This is a genomic window from Cyanobacteria bacterium QS_8_64_29 (assembly GCA_003022125.1).
Classification (GTDB): domain Bacteria; phylum Cyanobacteriota; class Cyanobacteriia; order Cyanobacteriales; family Rubidibacteraceae; genus QS-8-64-29.
Window position 1 is genome coordinate 1 of the sequence record PXQH01000041.1, and the last position, 19,877, is coordinate 19,877.

At 65.4% G+C, this 19,877-nt stretch carries 21 protein-coding genes; 8 read left to right on the forward strand and 13 right to left on the reverse strand.

Annotated elements, in window-relative coordinates:
* Positions 1-7: 7 nt before the first annotated feature.
* From BRC58_06650 to BRC58_06665, 4 genes are all read right to left on the reverse strand, one after another.
* Complete coding sequence (locus tag BRC58_06650; GenBank protein ID PSP17264.1) at positions 8-244, reverse strand: 50S ribosomal protein L28; 237 nt, start codon at positions 242-244, stop codon at positions 8-10.
* Positions 245-292: 48 nt separating this feature from the next.
* Positions 293-2,311: a molecular chaperone HtpG gene (locus BRC58_06655; protein PSP17265.1), complete on the reverse strand. Its 2,019-nt coding sequence runs from the start codon at positions 2,309-2,311 to the stop codon at positions 293-295.
* A 68-nt stretch (positions 2,312-2,379) separates the two neighbouring features.
* Positions 2,380-5,067, reverse strand: coding sequence for an ATP-dependent chaperone ClpB (gene clpB, locus BRC58_06660; protein ID PSP17266.1), 2,688 nt, complete (start codon positions 5,065-5,067; stop codon positions 2,380-2,382).
* A 94-nt stretch (positions 5,068-5,161) separates the two neighbouring features.
* On the reverse strand, positions 5,162-5,653 hold the full coding sequence (locus BRC58_06665; protein PSP17267.1) for a hypothetical protein: 492 nt from the start codon (positions 5,651-5,653) through the stop codon (positions 5,162-5,164).
* 175 nt (positions 5,654-5,828) lie between these two features.
* Between BRC58_06665 and BRC58_06670 the strand changes: the two genes are divergently transcribed.
* Positions 5,829-6,971 (forward strand): site-2 protease family protein, encoded by a 1,143-nt coding sequence (locus tag BRC58_06670; GenBank protein ID PSP17282.1) that lies wholly within the window; start codon positions 5,829-5,831, stop codon positions 6,969-6,971.
* A gap of 12 nt (positions 6,972-6,983) precedes the next feature.
* On the opposite strand, the gene BRC58_06675 is transcribed toward BRC58_06670, so the two are convergent.
* A complete protein-coding gene (locus tag BRC58_06675) occupies positions 6,984-7,808 on the reverse strand; it encodes a permease (GenBank protein ID PSP17268.1) in 825 nt (274 codons plus the stop codon).
* Between the two features lie 63 nt (positions 7,809-7,871).
* Between BRC58_06675 and BRC58_06680 the strand changes: the two genes are divergently transcribed.
* From BRC58_06680 to BRC58_06690, 3 genes are read left to right on the forward strand one after another with little or no spacing between them, the layout of a single operon-like run.
* Positions 7,872-8,075: a DUF751 domain-containing protein gene (locus tag BRC58_06680; protein PSP17269.1), complete on the forward strand. Its 204-nt coding sequence runs from the start codon at positions 7,872-7,874 to the stop codon at positions 8,073-8,075.
* 41 nt (positions 8,076-8,116) lie between these two features.
* A complete protein-coding gene (locus BRC58_06685) occupies positions 8,117-8,527 on the forward strand; it encodes a 30S ribosome-binding factor RbfA (protein PSP17270.1) in 411 nt (136 codons plus the stop codon).
* Positions 8,524-10,122 (forward strand): beta-glucosidase, encoded by a 1,599-nt coding sequence (locus BRC58_06690; GenBank protein PSP17271.1) that lies wholly within the window; start codon positions 8,524-8,526, stop codon positions 10,120-10,122. The genes BRC58_06685 and BRC58_06690 overlap by 4 nt, the downstream gene beginning before the upstream one ends.
* A 13-nt stretch (positions 10,123-10,135) precedes the next feature.
* On the opposite strand, the gene BRC58_06695 is transcribed toward BRC58_06690, so the two are convergent.
* The 4 genes from BRC58_06695 to rpsD are packed head-to-tail and all read right to left on the reverse strand — an operon-like array spanning position 10,136 to position 14,019.
* Complete coding sequence (locus tag BRC58_06695; protein PSP17272.1) at positions 10,136-10,522, reverse strand: hypothetical protein; 387 nt, start codon at positions 10,520-10,522, stop codon at positions 10,136-10,138.
* Between the two features lie 49 nt (positions 10,523-10,571).
* Positions 10,572-12,185 (reverse strand): GMP synthase (glutamine-hydrolyzing), encoded by a 1,614-nt coding sequence (locus BRC58_06700; GenBank protein PSP17273.1) that lies wholly within the window; start codon positions 12,183-12,185, stop codon positions 10,572-10,574.
* Positions 12,186-12,236: 51 nt separating this feature from the next.
* Positions 12,237-13,364 (reverse strand): cobalt-precorrin-5B (C(1))-methyltransferase, encoded by a 1,128-nt coding sequence (locus tag BRC58_06705; GenBank protein PSP17274.1) that lies wholly within the window; start codon positions 13,362-13,364, stop codon positions 12,237-12,239.
* Positions 13,365-13,410: 46 nt separating this feature from the next.
* Positions 13,411-14,019: a 30S ribosomal protein S4 gene (gene rpsD / locus BRC58_06710; GenBank protein ID PSP17275.1), complete on the reverse strand. Its 609-nt coding sequence runs from the start codon at positions 14,017-14,019 to the stop codon at positions 13,411-13,413.
* Between the two features lie 141 nt (positions 14,020-14,160).
* Between rpsD and BRC58_06715 the strand changes: the two genes are divergently transcribed.
* Positions 14,161-15,105, forward strand: a complete 945-nt coding sequence (locus tag BRC58_06715) for a cobalamin-binding protein (protein ID PSP17276.1) — start codon at positions 14,161-14,163, stop codon at positions 15,103-15,105.
* A gap of 7 nt (positions 15,106-15,112) precedes the next feature.
* On the opposite strand, the gene mreD is transcribed toward BRC58_06715, so the two are convergent.
* Genes mreD through BRC58_06730 form a run of 3 tightly spaced genes read right to left on the reverse strand, consistent with a single transcriptional unit; the run spans position 15,113 to position 17,464 of the window.
* Entirely contained in the window at positions 15,113-15,637 is a 525-nt protein-coding gene (mreD, locus tag BRC58_06720; GenBank protein ID PSP17277.1) for a rod shape-determining protein MreD, read from the reverse strand.
* A 13-nt stretch (positions 15,638-15,650) separates the two neighbouring features.
* Positions 15,651-16,412: a rod shape-determining protein MreC gene (locus BRC58_06725; GenBank protein PSP17278.1), complete on the reverse strand. Its 762-nt coding sequence runs from the start codon at positions 16,410-16,412 to the stop codon at positions 15,651-15,653.
* Between the two features lie 11 nt (positions 16,413-16,423).
* The gene (locus BRC58_06730; protein PSP17283.1) at positions 16,424-17,464 is read right to left on the reverse strand and encodes a rod shape-determining protein; all 1,041 of its coding nucleotides are present in this window, start codon (positions 17,462-17,464) and stop codon (positions 16,424-16,426) included.
* A 144-nt stretch (positions 17,465-17,608) separates the two neighbouring features.
* Here BRC58_06730 and BRC58_06735 point away from each other — a divergent pair, with 144 nt between their 5' ends.
* Positions 17,609-17,974 carry a single-stranded DNA-binding protein gene (locus BRC58_06735; protein ID PSP17279.1) on the forward strand — a complete coding sequence of 122 codons (366 nt, stop codon included), beginning with the start codon at positions 17,609-17,611 and terminating at the stop codon, positions 17,972-17,974.
* A 2-nt stretch (positions 17,975-17,976) separates the two neighbouring features.
* Here BRC58_06735 and BRC58_06740 read toward each other — a convergent pair whose 3' ends face one another.
* Positions 17,977-18,699 carry a hypothetical protein gene (locus BRC58_06740; protein PSP17280.1) on the reverse strand — a complete coding sequence of 241 codons (723 nt, stop codon included), beginning with the start codon at positions 18,697-18,699 and terminating at the stop codon, positions 17,977-17,979.
* Here BRC58_06740 and BRC58_06745 point away from each other — a divergent pair.
* Together BRC58_06745 and BRC58_06750 are read left to right on the forward strand one after the other, a co-directional pair.
* Positions 18,612-19,457, forward strand: a complete 846-nt coding sequence (locus tag BRC58_06745; protein ID PSP17284.1) for a 5'/3'-nucleotidase SurE — start codon at positions 18,612-18,614, stop codon at positions 19,455-19,457. The genes BRC58_06740 and BRC58_06745 overlap by 88 nt on opposite strands.
* 129 nt (positions 19,458-19,586) lie before the next feature.
* A partial coding sequence (locus BRC58_06750; protein PSP17281.1) for a hypothetical protein occupies positions 19,587-19,877 on the forward strand: 291 nt, incomplete at its 3' end.

Below are 19,877 nucleotides of genomic sequence, written 5' to 3' on the forward strand. Positions count from 1 at the left end.
CGGCGGCTTAGGCCTTGTTGAGGTCAATCCCCATCTGCTGAGCCATGCGGTGAACGCCCTTTTTTTGCATGGTGCGGATGGCGCGCGTGGAGAGGCGCAGCTTGACCCAGCGGTTGCCCTCGGGCCACCAGACGCGCTTGGTATGCAAGTTGGCGTGCTGGCGCCGCTTGGTGTGCCGGTTGGAGTGGGAGACTTTGTAGGCGTTGTTGGACGTCTTCCCAGTGAGTTGGCATCGGCGTGGCATGGTTCGCTCGGCTGATGTTAATGCAGTCCTTCATCCTATCGCAGGCCGCTACTGGGTCAGCCGCGTCAGCACCTGGTTGGAGCGCTGGACGAACCCGGTCATGCCCTCGGGGTCGAAGCCTTTTTGGGCCATTAAGGCTAGGTCGTAAACGTGGCGGCAGAGCTGGTGCGCCAGTTCGCCGGAGGGCGACTGCCCGGCTCCTTGGATGATGCTGCCCTGGCTGAGTTTGGCGATGTTTTGAATTAGCGGATGGGAGGTGTTGACCATCAGCACGTGCTCGTCGGGGAACTCAGCAGGCTGCTGCTGCATGAGGGCGCTCATATCGCGCATGCGCCGCATGGCCTCTGGCAGCAGCACCATGGCTGGCGGCGTTGTTTGCGGGTCGTCCACTTTGAGCGCCTGCGTTTTGACGTTGACTTTAGCGTTGTCGATCGCCTGCTCGAACAGCTCGCGCACCTGGTCGCTGCGGGTTTTGTTGGTGCTGGGATCGACGATTTCGCCGCCGCCTTCGGTTTCGAACAGCTCGGCGTCAATCTCGGCATCGACGCGCGCGAACTGAACGTTTTCGTACTCTTGTTCCAAAAAAGGAACGAAGTAGTTGTTGTCGATGAATGAGTCCATGTACAGGACCTCGAGGCCCTGCTTGGTGTAGAGCTCTACGTAGGTGGCCTGAGCGGTGGGATCGGTGCAGTAGAAAACGCGGTTTTCGTGGCGGTCCTTGTTGCGCTCCAGATACGACTGCAGCGTGGTATGCGGCGGCTGCGAGCTCTGGGTTGATCGCTCGCTGGGCTGAGATTGAGCGGCGGTGCTGCCCGACTCCTGCCAGGGGTCGTCGCTCTCGCTCTCAGACTGGGTCGGGTCGCTCGACTCGGCCGGCGCACTACCGCCGCCATCGAGCGCGCTGGCATCGGCAGTGGTGCGAAAGATGACTAGATCCTTGACCTGTTTTTTGAACTTGTCATCTTTCATGACGCCAAACTTGACGAAGGTGCCAATGTCCTGCCAGCAGCGGACGTACTCGTCAAAGTTTTCGTTGTAGAGCGACTTGAGCCGATCGCCAATCTTGCGGGTGATGTAGTCCGAGATCCGCCGGACCGTGCGGTTGCTGGTGAGCGCGCTGCGCGAGACGTTGAGCGGAATGTCGGTGCTGTCAATAACGCCGCGCAGCGGCATCAAAAACTCAGGAATAATCTCTTCGCAATGGTCGGTGACAAAGACCTGGTTGCAAAACAGCTTGATCTGCCCCTGGCTGACATCCACATCGGGCCGCAGTTTGGGGAAGTAGAGAATGCCGTTAAGCAAAAACGGATAGTCAGTGTTGAGATGCACCCAAAGCAGCGGATCGTCTTGGTAGGGGTAGAGGTAGCGGTAGAGATCGAGATAGTCCTGCTCGGTCAGGTTTTGCGGCGACTCTTTCCAGATCGCGCGCTGCCGGTTGATCGTCTCCCCCTCCAGCTTGATGGGAACGGGCATGAAGTCGGAGTAGGTTTTGACCAGCTGCCGGATGCGTTGGGGCTCGAGGTACTCGGTTTCTTCGTCCAGCAGCGTTAGCGTCACTGTCGTTCCGATTTGCTCGCGCGCGGATTCTTCCAGGCTAAAGTCGGGCGAGCCGTCGCAGGTCCAGTGCACGGCTTGGGCGCCTTCCTGATAGGAGAGCGTGTCGATCTCCACGCGCTCGGCCACCATAAAGCAGGAGTAGAAGCCCAACCCAAAGTGGCCGATGAGCTGGTCGGCGCTGTCTTGGTACTTTTGGACGAATTCTTCAGCGCTGGAGAACGCCACTTGGTTGATGTATTTTTTGATCTCCTCGGCCGTCATGCCGATGCCGTTATCGGTGACCGAGAGCTTTTTGTTGTCCTTATCAAGGGCGATCGCAATTTCAGGATCGCCCACTTGCTGGGTGACCTCGCCCGAGCGAATCAGGGTCTGCAGCTTGCCGATGGCATCGACGGCATTGGAGATCAGCTCGCGTAGGAAGATCTCGTGATTGGTATAGAGCGATTTTTTGATGATGGGAAAGATGTTCTCGCTGTGGATGGAGATCTTTCCTTGTTCCAGTACGGTCATAGCGCTTCCTTGCTTGCTCCGACTCCTCGGTCCTAGCCCGGCAGCTGCGCGGAGAGTCTCCGCACGACTCAAGATGCCGCTTGCGGCTCAGCCAGCGGCACCGAGCCGCGATCTTTGCGGCTGAAGGTCAGCTCGCTGTCGCTGCAGTCGATGACGATCGTATCGCCCTCGGTGAAGGTGTTTTCGAGAATCTTGGTCGCGATGGGGGTCTCCAGCTCGCGCTGGATGGCGCGCTTGAGCGGGCGCGCCCCGTACACCGGATCGTAGCCCATGCTGGCGAGGCGATCCTGGGCTGCCGCCGATAGCTCCAGCGAGATGTTTTGCTCGGCCAGCAACCCCTCCACGCGCCGCAGTTGCAGCTCCACAATCTGGCGCAATTCGTCCCGATCGAGCGTGTGGAACAAGATCAAATCGTCGATGCGGTTGAGAAATTCGGGCCGAAACTCCGAGTGCAGCGATCGCATCACCTGCTTTTGCATATCGGCGTAGCTGCTGCCCTCGCTCGCCATGTTGGCGATCGTCTCGCTGCCGGCATTGCTGGTCATGATGATGATGGTGTTGCGAAAGTCGACCGTCCGGCCCTGGGAGTCGGTGATGCGGCCGTCATCGAGCACCTGCAGCAGGATGTTGAACACATCGGGATGGGCTTTTTCCATCTCATCCAGCAGCACCACCGAGTAGGGGCGGCGCCGGATCTGCTCCGAGAGCTGGCCGCCTTCTTCATGGCCCACGTAACCCGGTGGCGCCCCCACCAGGCGCGATACGGCGTGCTTTTCCATGTACTCGGACATGTCAATGCGCACCAGCGCCTCGTCGCTATCGAACAGAAACTGCGCGATGGCGCGGGCCAGCTCGGTTTTGCCCACCCCGGTGGGGCCTAGGAACAGGAACGAGCCGATGGGGCGCTCGGGGTCTTTCATGCCGGCGCGGGCGCGGCGGATGGCGGCGGATACCGTTGCGACCGCTTCCACTTGCCCGATGACGCGCTCCTGCAGGTGCCCTTCCAGGCGCAGCAGCTTCTGGCGCTCGGACTCGAGCAGGTTGTTGACCGGAATGCCGGTCCAGCGCGCCACAATCTCGGCCACGTCTTCATCGGTGACCTGCTCGCGCAGTAGGGCCTTGCCCTGGGACTGCAACTCCAACAGCTGGCTTTCTTTGGCTTCGCGCTGCTGCTGCAGGCCTTCCAAGCGGCCGTATTTGAGCTGCGCAGCTTGGTTGAGGTCGTACTGGCGCTCGGCCTGCTCGATTTTGACCCGCAGTTGGTCTTCTTCTTCTTTGAGCGCGTTGATGTCCTCCAGCATCTGCTTTTCGGCCTGCCACTGGGACGAGAGCGTGGCCTGCCGCTGCTGCAGTTCTTCAATTTCGCGCTCGATGCGCTCGAGGCGCTCGCGCGAGGCGCGATAGGCTGCCGAGCGGCCGGGCTGCTCGTCGGCTTCGCCAGCCAGCGAGAACTGCTCCATTTGCAGCTGCATCAACCGGCGGTCGATGGTCTCGAGCTCGGCGGGCTTGGAGGTAATCTCCATTTTGAGCTTGGCGGCGGCCTCATCGACCAGATCGATGGCCTTATCCGGCAGGAAGCGATCAGTGACGTAGCGGTGGGAGAGCGTCGCCGCCGCAACTAGGGCGGCATCGGCGATCTTGACGCCGTGGTGGACCTCGTAGCGCTCTTTGAGGCCGCGCAAGATGGAGATGGTGTCCTCCACCTCGGGCTGATCGACATAGACCTGCTGGAAGCGGCGCTCGAAGGCCGGATCTTTTTCGATGTTTTTGCGGTACTCGTCCAGGGTGGTGGCGCCAATGCAGCGCAGCTCACCGCGCGCCAGCATGGGTTTGAGCAGGTTGCCTGCGTCGATCGCGCCTTGAGTCGAGCCGGTGCCGATCACCGTTTGCAGCTCGTCGATGAACAGCACCACGTAGCCCTCGGCCTGGGTGACCTCGCGCAGCACCGAGCGCAGCCGGTCCTCGAACTCGCCGCGGTACTTGGCCCCGGCAATGAGGCTGCCCATATCCAGCGAGATCAGCCGGCGGTCCTTGAGCGATTCGGGGATGTCGCCGTTGACGATGCGCTGGGCGAGGCCCTCGGCAATGGCGGTTTTGCCCACCCCGGGCTCGCCGATGAGAACGGGGTTGTTCTTGGAGCGCCGCGAGAGCACTTGAATGACGCGGCGGATTTCGTCGTCGCGGCCGATGACCGGATCCAGCTCGCCGGCGCGCGCCTGCTCGGTGAGGTCGCGACCGTACTTATCGAGCGCGCTCTGCTGGGACTGAGCCTCCGAGGGCGATTCCGAGGGGGCCGTCTGCTCCTCGCGTTGGGGCTGGCGGCGCGCCTCGGCAATAACAGCCTCAATGTCTTGGGGCTCGAGCTCAAAGCTAGCTAGCAGGCGCTGCCCCACGCGCTCGTCCTCGCCAAAGGCCAGCAGCAAGTGCTCGACGCCAATGACCTCGGCCTGCTCCTGCTGGCGCAGCGCCTCGGCCCGGTCGAGCAAGCGATCCAAGCCCCGGCCCAGATAGAGCTGATCCACCTCGGCCACCTTGGGCTGGCGATCGGTAAAGGCCTCCAGCTTGTGCCGAAAGCGCTCCGCATCTAGGTTTTGCGCTTCCAGCACTTGTGCTGCCAGCCCTTCTTGCGCCAGCAGCGTCAGCACGACGTGCTCGACCTCGAGCTGCTGGTTGCGAAAGCTGCGCGCAACCTCTTGGGAGTCGACGATCGCGTCCCAGGCAAGGTCGCTGAATTGGTTGGGATCGCTGGGCTGCATGGTGGTGCGGGAGCCGGTGGGGCCGCTGATTCCAGCCTGCCAGTATAACGAAGCCTGCGCCGCCCAGAGCGGCCGCCGTCAGGGCGCTCTGGGGCTATAACGCCTGCCGCATGCGGTCCCAAAGCCGGTGCACCGACCGCGCGATCTGGCGCCGGCCCGCCCAGGCCCGAAAGGCGCGTTCGTAGGCCTCGCCACTGAGCTGGTAGGTCCGCCACGCCTTGAGCGCCACGCCCAAGCCCCAGACCAACACGATGTAGTACGACCAATCGAGCGCCCCGTTGCCGATGCCATCCAGGGCCATCAAAAAGGTAGCGACGATGGCGTAGGTACCGGCGCTCCGCTTGAGCTGCCCCCAACGGTGGCGGTCGAAGGCTGCCCGCTGTTGCGCTTGAGCTTGCCATTGCAGCCATTCCCGCTCGGCGGCTTGCAACTGCTCGAGCGGGACATCCAGCTCGCGCGCCATCTCGAACAGCTGCTCGCGCGAGAGGTCGCCACCATCGCTTTGGCGCGCCAGGGCGAGCTGCAAGATTTGCTGGGCGTCTTGCTGCCGGTAGTGCTGGGGCGGATGGGACTCAGGCGCGCTCATGGGCACCACCAGTTGGCGCTGTCCCCATTATGCCGGGTCTGGTACTGGAGCAAGCCGCTTGCCATGCCATTGCCCGATTGCGCCATCTATCTTTACAATTTGTTACATTGGTTAATACTGCTAGGGAGCAAGCTAAGCTTCTTGGCAAAACAAAAGGAGTTAATCCATGAATGGCATGAACGGCAATATCCGCGTCGGGAACCTATTCGGCATCCCGTTTTATATCAATCTGACGTGGTTTCTGGTGCTGGCGCTGGTCACCCTTAGCTACGGCGGCCAGCTCGCGGGGGCGTTCCCACAGCTGGGGACGGTCGCGCCCTGGCTGCTGGGACTGGCAACGGCGCTGCTGGTCTTTGCGTCGGTGCTGGCCCACGAGCTCGGCCACAGCTTTGTCGCCCTGCGCCAGGGCATCAACGTTAAATCCATTACTTTATTTCTGTTTGGCGGCCTGGCCAGCCTGGAAGAGGAGTCCAAAACCCCGGCTGGGGCGTTTTGGGTCGCGATCGCCGGCCCCATCGTGAGCCTGCTGCTGTTTGGCGCTTTCAAGACCATCGAGTTGGGCACGCCCGTTAGCGGGCCGCTCGCAGCCGTGGTCTGGCTGCTGGCCACCATCAACCTGATCCTGGCCCTGTTCAACCTCATCCCAGGACTGCCGCTCGATGGCGGGAACGTGCTCAAATCAGCCGTTTGGAAAATTACAGGCAGCCCCTACCGCGGCATCTTCATTGCCAGCCGCGTGGGGCAGCTCATCGGCTGGTTGGCGATCGCCATCGGTGGCCTGGGCGTGCTAGGCGTCAGCCCCATTGGCAGCTTCTGGACGCTGCTGATCGGGTTCTTTCTGCTGCAGAATGCGGGGCGCTCGGCGCAATCGGCCAGCGTGCAAGAAAAGCTCAGCGGCCTGACGGCCGAGGATGCCGTTACACCCAACAGCCCCATCGTCTCGGCCGAGACTACCCTGCGCGAGTTCGCCAACGAGTACGTCATCGGCCAAAACCAGTGGCGCAAGTTCCTGGTAACCGATGGCGCCGGTCGCCCCATCGGCACGCTGCCGGTCGATGACATGAAAACCGTGCCCACCTCCCAATGGACTGAGGCGTGCGTGCGCGACATCATGCAGCCTGGCGGCATTGAAACGACGGTCAAATCCGATCTGTCGCTGCTGGAAGCTGTCATGGTGCTGGAGCGCCAGCAGCAGAAGCAGCTCCCGGTCGTGCGCGAGAACGGGACGCTGGTGGGCTTGTTGGAGAAAGCCTCCATCCGCCAAATCCTGGAGGGGAGCGCGGATGGCGAGGAAAGCCAGCAGGCACACCCGGCGTAAGCGGGCAAGCCATCAAGACCGCCCCAGCGGCCCCCGCAACCGGGGGCCGCTTTGACGTTGCGGGCCGCTGGGGCGGCGCCAGAGCTGCCAGCGCAGCTGCAGGGCCAGCAGCCACGGCAGGAGCCGGAGGCTGGCTTTTAGCAGGACGGCGTACAGCTTGGGGAGCAAGCGCGCGCCCAGCGGCGCCCCCAGCACCCCACCCAAGCTCAGGCTCGCACCCATGCCCCAGGGCATGTTGCCCTGCCAGGCATGCCCGGCACTGGCCGCGATCGCGTTGACGGCAATGGCGCCCAAGCTGGTGCGGACCGCAACCGGGACGGTTGCACCCAGCAGCAGTACCTGCAGCGGGGTCATGACAATGCCACCGCCCACGCCCAGGCCGCCGGCCATGAGGCCGCCCGCCCCGCCGGTCAGCGCTCGCGCGAGTGCCGGGGGCGTGCGGGGCTGAGATGTGCGCCGGCCCTGCCGCGTCACGCGCCGGCGCCAGCGCCCCAGCAGCGGGTTGAGGGCCAAAAAACTGACAAAAATCCCTAGCAGCCCGGCCGCCGGCAGCCGGTCGGCGGCCAGTGCCCCTAGCTGAGCGGCTGCTATCGCCGGCAGGCCTAGCGCCGCCACGCGCCGCCAGTCGAGCTCGCCGCGGCGCCAGTTGTCGGCGCTTCCGGCCAGGGCTGCTGCGGCCATGGCGAGGTTACTGGCTGCCACCGCTTGCACGGGGGCATAGCCCAGCGCCACGGCAAGCGGCACGCTCACCACGCCACCGCCAACCCCCAACGCGCCCGACAGCACGCCGGCTAGCAGACCGCCCAGGCCCAGCAGCCACCACGCTTCCACCGCCATTGCTCGCTGCAGCGTCAGGGTGTGCTACGAGTGAGGCAAGACACCCTAACGCGCTCGTCGGCCATGCAGGAGCTCCTTCGCAACATCTCGCGCTTCCCCAAATTCCTGGTTGCCATCAGTTTTGGCATTTTCTTCGCCCTGTTCGATCGCTTGCGGCCGCTGCTGCGCAAGCCGGTGACGGCAACGGCGCTGATCGGTGCCTTGGCTAGCGCCCTGGCGTTTTTGTTTTTTACCTTGCGCGCCATGCTGGGCTACAGCGTCATCTAGACTGGGGACGGGAGTACGCCGGCCGTTAGGACCGAATTGCTATGGCTAGCAGCCGCCGTATGGCTCGCGTGGCCTCGCTCATCCAGCGCGAGGTGGGCCAGATGCTGTTCGATGGCATCAAAGACGATCGCGTGGGGGCCGGCATGGTGAGCGTGACGGACGTCGAGGTCTCGGGCGACCTGCAGCACGCCAAAATCTTTGTCAGCATCTACGGCACTGAGGAAGCCCGCAGCGAGACCATGGCCGGGCTGCGCTCGTCAACCGCCTTCGTGCGCCGCGAGCTGGGGCAGCGCATCCGCTTGCGGCGGACCCCGGCGGTGGTGTTTTACGAAGACCGCTCGCTGGAGCGCGGGACGCGGACGCTGGCGACAATCGAGCGGCTGCAACGGCAGCGGGAGGCCCAGCAGCCCGCCGAGGAGGCCGAGGCGGATCGCGACGGGACCGCTGGGTGAGCGCCGCCCTGCCCGATTGGGCCCAACTGCCGCTGGAGCAGCAGATCGCGCAGATGGTGGTCGTTCGGGCCTCGGGGCACCTGTTCGACCATCAGATTCGCTACCCGGGATGGGAGCCCGACGCTGCAACGCTGCGGCATTGGGTGCGTGATCGCAACGTCGGCGGCGTGCTCCTGCTGGGCGGGAGTGCCGCCGAGATCGCCCAGCGAACGCGGCAGTTGCAGGCTTGGGCGCGCGTGCCGCTGCTGCTGGCGGCCGACATTGAGGAAGGGGTGGGGCAGCGCTTTGGCGGTGCCACTCCGTTTCCGCCGCCCATGGCCGTTGGCGCCATTGCCGAGCGCGATCCCCAACAGGGCGAGGCCTACGCCTACCGCATGGGGGCTGTTACGGCGCAAGAGGCCGCCGCTTTGGGCCTCAACTGGGTGCTGGCGCCCGTCGCGGATGTCAACAACAACCCGGACAACCCGGTTATCAACGTGCGGGCCTTCGGCGAGAGCGCGTCCCAAGTCAGCCGCTTGGCCGGCGCGTTCGTGCGCGGTGCGCGCGCGCAGGGCGTGCTGACCGCCGCCAAGCATTTCCCCGGGCATGGGGACACGGCGGCCGACTCTCACTTGCAGCTCCCGGTACTGTCAGGGTCGCCCCAACGGTTGGCCGAGCTGGAGCTGCCGCCGTTCCAGGCCGCGATCGCAGCCGGCAGCGATGCCGTCATGAGCGCTCACCTGAGCGTGCCGGCCTGGGATGCCCAGCGCCCGGCTACGCTGTCGCCCACCGTACTGGCAGGCGTGCTGCGCCAAACGTGGGGGTTTGAGGGGCTGATTGCCACCGATGCGCTGGTTATGGGCGCACTCTCAGGGGTTGCCGTCCGCGAGGAGATTCCGGTGCTGGCTGTGGAGGCTGGAGCCGACGTGCTGCTCATGCCCGATGACCCCGAGGCGGCGATCGCGGCCATCGCGCGCGCCGTAACAACCGGGCGCATCCCGCGATCGCGCATCCACGCCTCGCTGGCGCGCCTATGGCAGGCCAAGCAGCGCGCCCTGGCGATGCCGCAGCCCGACTGGACCGCAACCCTGGCGCAGCCGGCTGCCCGCGCCACAGCCGATGCGATCGCGCGCGAGACCCTGGCAGTGGAGGGGCCGGTGCCGCTTGCGGATGGCGCCACCCACGCCGGGCAAAACCTGCTCTGGGTCGATGACCCGCTCGATTGCGACTTTCTGCACCGCAATGCCCCGGCTGTTGCCGTGCCGCGGCAGTGGGGCTACCGCCATCGCTTGCTCGATCGCGAGGCCTCGCTGGCGGCATTGGCCAGCGAGGCCGAGCCCATCCTGCTACAGGTCTTTTTGCGCGGCAATCCCTTTCGCGGCACGGCAGGGTTGAGCGCCACCCAACAGCGCGAGCTGCAGCAGCTGCTGGCCCGGGCGCCGGTGCAGGCCGTGGCGGTCTATGGCAGCCCCTACGTTTGGCAGTGGCTGCGCCAGTGGCGGCCGGCCCATGCGGCGGCGGTGTTTGCCTACGGGCAGATGCCGCCGGCACAAGCCATTGCCTGCCAGGCGCTATTCGGGCAGCCAGCTCGGCGCGAGGCAGACGCGTTTTTGTAAGCAGCTGCGGGCGCTAGCCGCCTGACTGGCGGTAGCGCGCCAGCTCGCCGCGCAGGGTCCCCAGCGTCTCGATCATCTGGCGGATCTCGTCCTGGGTGCTGGCAGGGGCAGCGGCGGACGGTGGTGGGGATGCCGTGGCGGCGCTCGGCTGCTCGGGCGAGTTGCTGCCCTGCTGGGCTTGCCCGTCGAGCCAGCGCTCGAGCTGCTGGCGCGCCTCGCGCTCGGTCACTTCCCCTTTTTGGGAAAACTCCTGGGCTTTCTCGCTGAGCTGTTGGCTGAGCGCGGCGACGAGCTGCTCCCGCTGCTGGGGATCTTGCAGGGTTTCTCCCAACGAGGTGGTCACGCCCAGCGCAATGCGGGCTCCTTGCTGCAGGTACTGAAAAACGCTGTCGGCATTCATGGGCGAATCGGGCAATGGGGGTGCGGTTGCGATCGTAAAATGGGCGCGCTCACTCCCACTCGATCGTGCCGGGCGGCTTGGAGGTGATGTCGTAGGCAACGCGGTTGACGCCGCTGACCTCGTTGACGATACGGTTGGCGATTGCCTCCAGCAGCGCGTAGGGGACGCGGGCCCAATCGGCGGTCATGCCATCTTCGCTGGCGATCAGCCGCAGCACCACCGGATGGGCGTAGGTGCGGCGATCGCCCATGACGCCCACCGTGCGGACCGGCAGCAGCACGGCAAAAGCCTGCCAAATGTCGCTGTAGAGGCCATGGTGCTTGACCTCCTCCCGCACGATGCGATCCGCGGCGCGCAGGATAGCCAGGCGCTCGGCAGTCACTTCGCCCAGGATGCGGATGGCCAATCCCGGCCCCGGAAACGGATGGCGGCTGACAATGTCCTCGGGCAAGCCCAGGGTGCGGGCAACTTGGCGCACTTCGTCTTTGAACAGCTTGCGCAGCGGCTCGACCAAATCGAAGCCCAAGTTCTCGGGGAGGCCGCCGACGTTGTGGTGGCTTTTGATCTTGACGGTCGCGCGCTCGCCCGTTTGGGCCTGGGAGGCGCTCTGGGCCGATTCGATGGCATCCGGATAGAGCGTGCCTTGCGCCAGGTAGTCGAACGGGCCCAGCTTCCGGGACTGCTCGGCAAACACGTTGATAAACTCGCGGCCGACGAGGTGCCGCTTGCGTTCGGGATCGGTGACCCCGGCGAGCTGCGCCAGAAAGCGATCACGGGCGTCCACGTAGGTGACCGGGATGCGCAGCTGCTGCCGAAAGACCTGCATCAGCCGCTCGGGCTCGCCCTCGCGCATGAAGCCCTGATCGATGAACAGGCAGGTGAGCCGATCGCCGATGGCTTGGCGCAGCAAAAAGGCCAAAGTGGAGGAGTCTACCCCGCCCGATAGCGCCAGCAGCACGCGCTTGCCGCCCATTTTGGCGCGGATCTCGCGCACGGCTTCATCGATAAAGGTCTCGGGCGTCCAGTTGGGTTCGCACTGGCAAATGTCGCAGACGAAGTTGCGAATCAGGGCGCGGCCGCCGACTGAGTGCGCCACCTCGGGGTGAAACTGGACGCCGTAGCGCTGCCGTTGGGGCGCGGCGATCGCGGCGCAGGGGGTATTGACTGTGTGCGCCCAGACCTCAAAGCCCGGCGGCAGCTGCCGGCAGGCATCGCCGTGGCTCATCCACATAGTGGTGCCATCGGCAACGCCGGCCAGCCAGCCGGCCGAGCGATCCAGATAGAGATTAGCCTTGCCGTATTCGGCGTTCTGAGCGCGCTCGACCTCGCCGCCGAGCTGCTGCACCATGACCTGCATGCCGTAGCAGACCCCAACGATAGGAACCGCCAGATCCCAAATGGCGGGATCGGTTTGGGGAGCGCCCTCGTCATAGACCGAGCTGGGGCCGCCCGAGAGGATGATGCCTTTGGGCTGCAAGCGCCGCAGCTGCTCGGCGCTGGTGCTGTAGGGCAGGACCTCAGAGTAGACGTTGGCCTCGCGGACGCGGCGGGCGATGAGCTGCGCGTACTGGGAACCAAAGTCCAGGATGGCGATGGTATCCCGGCGCGCCGCCTCCGGAACTTGGGGAGCGGAGGCTAGGTTGGTTTGGGTCGAGGCAGTCACGGCGCTAGCGGCGAGGGCAAAACATTAAGAATAGCGAAAGATAGCGCTACGCTAGCACAGCTGGGGCCACAGATGGCGGGCGTTGGTACTGCTGGCAATAGCTTGGCGCCCGCGATCGAATAGCAGCGAGCCCACCTGGGGCTGGTGCTGAGCGTAGTTGCGGATGTAGGCCTGGGCGCGCCGGTCGATGGCGGCAGCTAGCGCACCGTAGAGCTCGGCTACCACCTGAGTCCCCAACTGACTGTCCCGCTGGCGCAGCTGCTGTAGGGCGGCCTCGGCCGTGGCACTATCGGCTAGGGCTTGCAGCACCGGCAGCGGCAGCCCGCAGCGGACGCCGTAGGCCGCCAGCGTCTCCAGGCGCCCGTCGGCCAGGTGATGGTGAGTGTGAAAGATGCCGCCCGCCAGCTTGATGAGCTTGCCGTGGTAGCCCACCAGCAGCAGTCCCGAGAGCCCCTGCGCGCCTGCCGCCACCAGCAGCGGCCCCAACCAGTTGGCCGTTTTGACCAGCTGCTCGGGGTTGAGGCCCCACTGCTGCGCCAGATCCAACCCGTTTTCCCCAATGCAGAAAGCCAGACAGTTAAAGCGCGCGGCTTTTGCTTCCACCTCGGCCCGGCAGGCCTGCAAGCGCTCGGGGGCGCTAGTAGGGTGGGCGATGCCACTGGTCCCCAGCAGCGATAGCCCCTCGACTACGCCGAAGGCCGCGTTGGAGGTGCGCTCGGCGAGCTGGCGCCCCTGGGGCAGCACGATCGCGACGCGCACGCCCTCGCCGGCTGCCAGCTCGCGCGCCAGGTTGCGCTCGATCAGCTGCCGAGCGTAACCGTAAATGGCGGCCTCACCCCCGGCTTGCGCGCGGCGGCCGATGCCCTCACCCCCCTCTAGGCGCACGGGCTGCGCTGCTGCCTCGGCTGGGGGTTGCCAGCCCACCAGGGCCCACACCGGGGTGCCGCGCGTCAGGTCCAGGTTGTCGCCCGGCTCGCTGCGTGCGATCGCCAGCGCCTCGCCGTTGGGTAAGGGGGCCGCTTGCTCGATGGCAATCTCGGCCGCGCGCTCGGGGCGGATCAGATCCAGCTCGACCGACTCGGGCGCCGCTCGGCCGCGCAGGCAGCGCAGCGCCGCCACGGCAGCGGCACAGGCAAACACGGGCAGCGTATAACCGGCACGGGCAGCGGAGGCGGTCATAGCCCCAACCAAGGTACGGGCGCGCGCACCGGTCGCCCGAGCGGGGTTACATCTTGCGGGAGTAGTACTCGATCACCAGCAGTTCGTTGACCTCAAGCGCGACCCACTCCCGCTCGATGGCGCCGTTGACCTTGCCGGTGAGGGTGTTTTTGTCGAACTCGAGGTGGCTGGGGAGGTTGGCCAAGCCCGGGAACTCCAGGTTCTGCTCGGCCAGGCGGCGGGAGCGATCGCGATCGCGCACGGCGATGACATCGCCGGGCTGGCAGCGGTAGCTGGGGATGTCGGTGGCGCGCCCGTTAACTAGGACGTGCCCGTGATTGACGAACTGGCGCGCTGCCGGAATGGTCGGGGCCAGGCCCAGCCGAAAGGTGGTATTGTCCAGCCGCATCTCCAGCAGCTCCAGCAGGCGCTGGCCGGTCGAGCCCGTCTCGCGGCGCGCCTGGAGGACGTAGTTCATCAGCTGCCGCTCGGTGACGCCGTAGTTGTAGCGCAGCTTCTGCTTTTCCTCGAGCCGGACGGCGTACTCCGAGCGCTTGCGGCGCTGTTGGCCGTGCTGGCCGGGCGGGTAGGAGCGGCGCGGCGTCTTGCGCGTCAGCCCGGGCAGATCGCCCAGGCGGCGCGTAACGCGCAGGCGCGGACCAGTGTATCGGGACATAGCGATCGCTCGTCTGGCAGTGGCACGCAAAAACGGCCCATTATTGTAGCGCACCGAGGGAGCCAGCCAAACCAGCGCTCGGGCGGAAGCCTTCAGCTCGGCCGAGCCGCTAGGTTAGAAGCGGAAGCAGGATGGAGACCCATGAGCCAAGATTTGCGCATCGTTTCGCTGCTGCCGGCTGCCACCGAAACGGTCGCCGCCCTGGGACTGAGTGAGGCCTTGGTGGGACGCTCGCACGAATGCGACTTTCCGCCGCAGGTGCAATCGCTGCCGGTTTGTACCCGCGCCCTCCTCGACGGGGACCAGGCCAGCAGCGCCATCGATGCCGACGTACGCAACCTGGTCGAGTCGGCCCTGAGCTTGTACCAGGTCGATGCGGCGGCGCTGCAGCGGCTTCAGCCCACGCACGTCGTGACGCAAGATCAGTGCGATGCCTGCGCTGTCAGCCTGGGCGAGGTGCAAGCGGCGCTGGCCGAGTTCACGGGCAACCAGCCCCAGATCGTGACGCTGCGGGCTACGACGCTGAGCGAGGTCTGGCGCGATATCGAGGCCCTGGCGGGCGAGTTGGGGGTCGATGCAAGCCCGACGCTAACGGATCTGCAGGCGCGCGTTGATGCCTGCACCCAAACGATTGAGACGCTCGAGCCCCCCGATCACCCGCGCGTTGCCTTGCTGGAGTGGACCGATCCGCTCATGGCAGCGGGCAACTGGATCCCGGAGCTAGCCCGGCTGGCCGGCGCTCGGCCCGCTCTGGGCACGCCCGGTGATCGCTCGCCCTACCTATCGTGGCAGGCGCTCTACCAAGCCGATCCGGAAGTGATCGTCGTCATGCCCTGCGGCTTCGATCTGAGCCGCACCCGCCAGGCAGCGCAAAGCTTGCTCCAGCAGCCTGGGTGGTTGCAGCTGCAAGCCGTCCGCAACAACGCTGTCTGCATTGCCGATGGCAACGCCTACTTCAACCGACCCGGCCCGCGCTTGGTCGACTCGCTGGAGATCCTGGCCGAAATGCTGCACCCGCAGTCGTTCGACTACGGCTACCAAGGAAGGGCTTGGGAGCGGCTGAGCATGCCGGTTGCCATTGGCTGATCCGCGCTCAAGCCTGCGCCCGGCGGGCGACGCGGCGCCACCAACAGTCGAGCGGATAGTACACGGCAGGGGCCCAGAGCGCGCTCAGCAGGGCTGAGACGAGTGCGATCACCTGGTAGCGAACCCAAAGCTCGCCCAGGCGGTCGGGGTGGGCAATGCCGTGCTGGAGCGCCATCACCGTCTCGGCAACACCGGTCATGGCAAACGTCACTAAGACGACGGCGATCGCGTCCGCGCGGAAGGCACGCGCTTGCCCCAGGCGGCCGCTCAAAAAACCGACAATCGCCAGGCTCAGGGCGTGTGCCGGTGAGGCCGCACTCAGCCCATCTTGGACCCAACCCAAGGCAAGGCCTGCAACGCCGCCTTGCCAAGCCGGGCGCTTGAGGCTCCAGGCAACGACCCAAATCAGCAACCAGTACGGGCCCAGTCCCAGCAGCTGGGCCCCCGGCCAACGGGCTAGCATGAGCAGGGCGCAGGCGAGCGCCGAGCCTGGCGTGACGGCCAAATCGAGCAAGCGATGGTTTCCCAGCATCGGCAGCACCGTTTCAGGAGGCCGCATCGTTGCTTGCGGGGTCGAAGGGCTTGACAAACCCCCATTCCAGGTTGCGAATGGGGGCTGTCAGCTCCACCTGGGCTGATGGTACGGCCTTGCCCTGCTCGGTAACTGAACGAACCTTTCCCAGCGGAATTCCCGGCGGGAACAGTCGGCTGGCTTGGGAGGTGACCACCACATCACCGGATTTGACGTCGGGGCGCTTGTCGAAAAAGCGCATGACGGCGCGATCGGTGCCCTGGCCCTGCAGGACACCCATATGGCGGCTGCGGCTGATGGTAGTTCCCACCTGACTTTCGGGATCGCTCACGAGCCGGACGCGACTCGTATGCGGCGTTACCGCAATGATGCGACCCACCAGCCCGCCATAGCCTTTAACCGTATCGCCCGCTTCGATGCCATCGCTTCGGCCCGCCCCTAGGGTCAGCTGCTGCCACCAGCGATCCGCACTGCGCCCGATGATGGGCGCAGCGATAGTGGCATTGCTCTGGTTCTGGGCAAAAGCTAGCAGCTTCTCAAGTTTCTGGTTCTGGCTCTCGAGCTCGGCAACGCGCGCTTGCAGTTCTTGAATGCGGGCGCTGGTAATGCGCTCTTGGGGCGTGGGGCGCAGCTGCAGCGGCCGCGTTACGGTTTGGTAGAGCTCAACCAGCAGGCCCGCCTGCGTTTGGCGCATCCCCCACGCGCCTACCAGGACCAGGCCAACCAAGAGGGCTTTAACCGCATGCTGGCGCCACCAGCGAACCACCGCAAACATAGCCGGTCGGTCTATCGGGCGCTCGAGCGCTCGCTGAACAGGCGTGCCAGATTTTGCTCGTCAAAGCGCCCCAGGACCTGGCTGGTTCCGCGAACGACGCAGCGCAACGGATCCTCGGCGACGTAGGTCTCAATGCCGGTTTCGTGCGCGATCAGCTCGTCCAAGCCGCTCAGCAGCGCTCCGCCACCGGTCAGGGCAATGCCGCGGTTGATGATGTCGGCCGAGAGCTCGGGCGGGGTCCGCTCTAGGGTCCGCTTGACAGCCTCGACGATCGCGGCCAGCGGCTCCGACATGCTCTCGCGAATCTCGGGGCCCTTGAGCGTGACATTGCGCGGCAGCCCCGAAAACAGATGCAGTCCCCGCACCTGCATCTGGGCTGCGTCGTTGGCCTCGCTGGGATAGGCCGAGCCCACCTGAATTTTGATGTCCTCGGCGGTGCGCTCGCCCACCACCAAGTTGTGAACCTTTTTCATGTACTGGGCGATCGCTTCGCTGAGCTCGTTGCCAGCCACCCGCACGGACTCGCTCAGGACCGTGCCCTGCAGGCTCAATACGGCCACCTCAGTGGTACCGCCGCCCACGTCCACCAGCATGCTTCCCACCGGTTCGTCCACCGGCAGGCCTGCCCCAATGGCGGCCGCAATGGGTTCATCCAGCAAAAAGACCTCGCGGGCGCCTGCTTGCGACGCCGCTTCCATCACGGCGCGCCGCTCCACGCCGGTCACGCCCGAGGGAATGCCGATGGCAATGCGCGGTCGAAACAGCGACCGACCGTTGAGCGCCTTGCGGATGAACTGCTGCAGCATGAGCTCGGCGCTCTCAAAGTCCGCGATCACGCCATCGCGCAGCGGCCGCAAGGCTACTATGTTCTCGGGCGTCCGGCCCAGCATGGCCTTGGCTTGCTGGCCGATGGCCAATACCTCCTGGGTGTTTTTATCGATGGCCACCACCGAGGGTTCATCCAGGATGTCCTCGCTGTTAGTGACGAACACCAAGGTGTTAGCTGTCCCCAAATCGATGCCCACGTCCCGCGACAAGCGGTTCAGGGACAGGCGACCGAACGAAATGCGCTCCAACCACCCCACGCGGTTCCCCCTATCCAACTTCACGATTGCTCCTTGCCATCTTACGCGATCGTCAATTGCCACTGTAGGGGCCGCTATAATCGAGCTGCCAGGGTTGCAAGGAGCGAGCGCATGAGCCTCAACACCGTCAATTTGGTCGGCCGGGCCGGGGCCGATCCCGACGTTAAGTACTTCGAGTCCGGCAGCGTCGTCTGCAATTTGCCGCTGGCTGTGGATCGGCGTAGCCGCAACAGCGACAAGCCCGACTGGTTCCACCTGGAGATGTGGAACCGCAATGCCGAGGTGGCTGCCAACTACGTGCAAAAGGGCAAGCTGCTGGGCATTGAGGGGGCCCTCAAAATCGATAGCTGGACCGATCGCCAGACGGGCGCCAGTCGCTCCAAGCCCGTCATCCGCGTCAACCGGATGGAGCTGCTGGGGGGCAAGCGCGAGGCCGATGCCAGCGCGGTCGAGGGCTACGACGCGGCCGAGTTTTGAGCTCAGTAGCCGATTTCGAGGGTCACGGCTGCCTCAACTGCTTGCTCGCCGCCGACAACAGGGGTGGCGGCATTGGCTGTCTCGGCCCGAGCAGCTGCGGCCGCCAGCGGGCGCGGTCGCGGTGCATCGGCATCTTGGATTTGAATGCGCCGCACCTCTTGCTGGCTCAAGCCCAGCTCGTCCAAAACCGCTTGGGCCTGTTGCCGCGCATTGCGGACGGCTTCGCGCAGCGCTTGCTGGCGCGCCTCGGCGATCGCATCTTGCGTTGCGGTCAGATTGACTTGCTCGATGCGGGTGGCGCCCGCTTGGACTGCGGCATCCAGAATGGCGCCCGTCTCATCCGCATCGGTCCGGAAGCTGACCGTGTTGCTGCCGCGGTAGCCCACTAGCTGGCGCTGGCTGTCAGTTTCTTGGTAGCGCGGCCGCAGGCTGACCCCTTGGGTTTGCAACCGCTTGACCTCTCGCTGGCGCAGCACCTCCACGACTGCGGCAGTGCGCTCGGCCACGCGCTGCTGCACTTGCTGGGCGGTTTCGTCTTGCAGCTCCACCCCGAGCCTGACCTGGGCTTTCTGCGCGGGGATGCGCTCGGTTCCATGGCCGGTGACGCTGAGGGTGTTGGGTGCTGGTTGGGGTGAAGATGGCTGGGCGACGGCGGGCGAGGGCGCGGCCGTTGCAATGGTGGCGATCACGGCGGCGGGTGCCAGCCAGCGGAGGGCTTGGGGCATGTTTTGCGCTCGGCAAGCCAGCGCCTTTATCCTATCGCAGGACGTTGTGCCGGTCCTGGGTGCGCATTGCGGGGGAAGCATTGGTTTGGGTCCTAACGAATGACGATGGCATCGACGCGCCCGGCATCCGCGCGCTGCAGCAAGCAGTGGGCAACCAGGGCGCGCTCGTGGCGCCGCAAGCGCGCCTATCGGGCTGCGGGCACCAAGTCACTACCCAGGCCCCCATTGCACTCCAGCCGCGCTCGGCGAGCGAGTACAGCGTGGCGGGCACGCCCGCCGATTGCGTGCGCCTGGCCATTAAGGCTTTGGACCTTGAGGTGGAATGGGTGCTCTCGGGCATCAATGCTGGGGGCAATTTGGGCGTGGACACCTACGCCTCCGGAACAGTGGCGGCCGTCCGGGAGGCAGCTACCCTAGGCGTCCCCGGCGTGGCCCTATCGCAATACGTGCGACCGCAAGCCGCCATTGACTGGATGGCAGCCCAGCAGCGAGCGGCGGCCGTTCTGGCCGAGCTGGGCCGGCGATCGCTGCCGCCGGGCGGCTTCTGGAACGTCAATTTGCCCCATCCGGCCCCCGGAAGCCCCGAGCCGCAGCTCGTTTTTTGCCCGCCCAGCACTCAGCCGCTGCCGGTCCAGTACCGCGCCTGGGGCAACCAGTACTACTACACCGGCGACTACAGCCAGCGCGATCACGCCCCCGGCACGGATGTGGACGTTTGCTTCTCGGGCGACATTGCCGTTACCCAGCTGCAGTTGTGAGCGCCCTCAGGGAGCCAGCGCGCTAGCGCCTGCCGACAAATCGTGCGATCGCAGCGAAACTTTCTCAATGGGTAGCAGCCGGCGTCCGGGCTAGGGTGAGGAGCATGGCAACCGAGCGCTGCTTGGGCGATGGCCGCGCCTACCACTGCCGCTCAATCCGATACCGCCATCCTTAACCACTGCGTCCGCTACTTGGCCCGCACCAATGCCGACGCGCGCCATAACTACAAGAATTGCTTCGCCAGCGACGATCCGCGCGCTCGCATTGCCGAAGCCTGGCGGTTTCCGCTCATCGACAGCTACCGCAATCCCGACGATCCAGACGCTAGCCGCGGCCGCAATACTGTCACCTTCGTCTACACGCCGCTAGCGGGCGAGCCGCCGCAGTCCGTGTCGGTGGTGGGTACCTTCGGGCGGCTC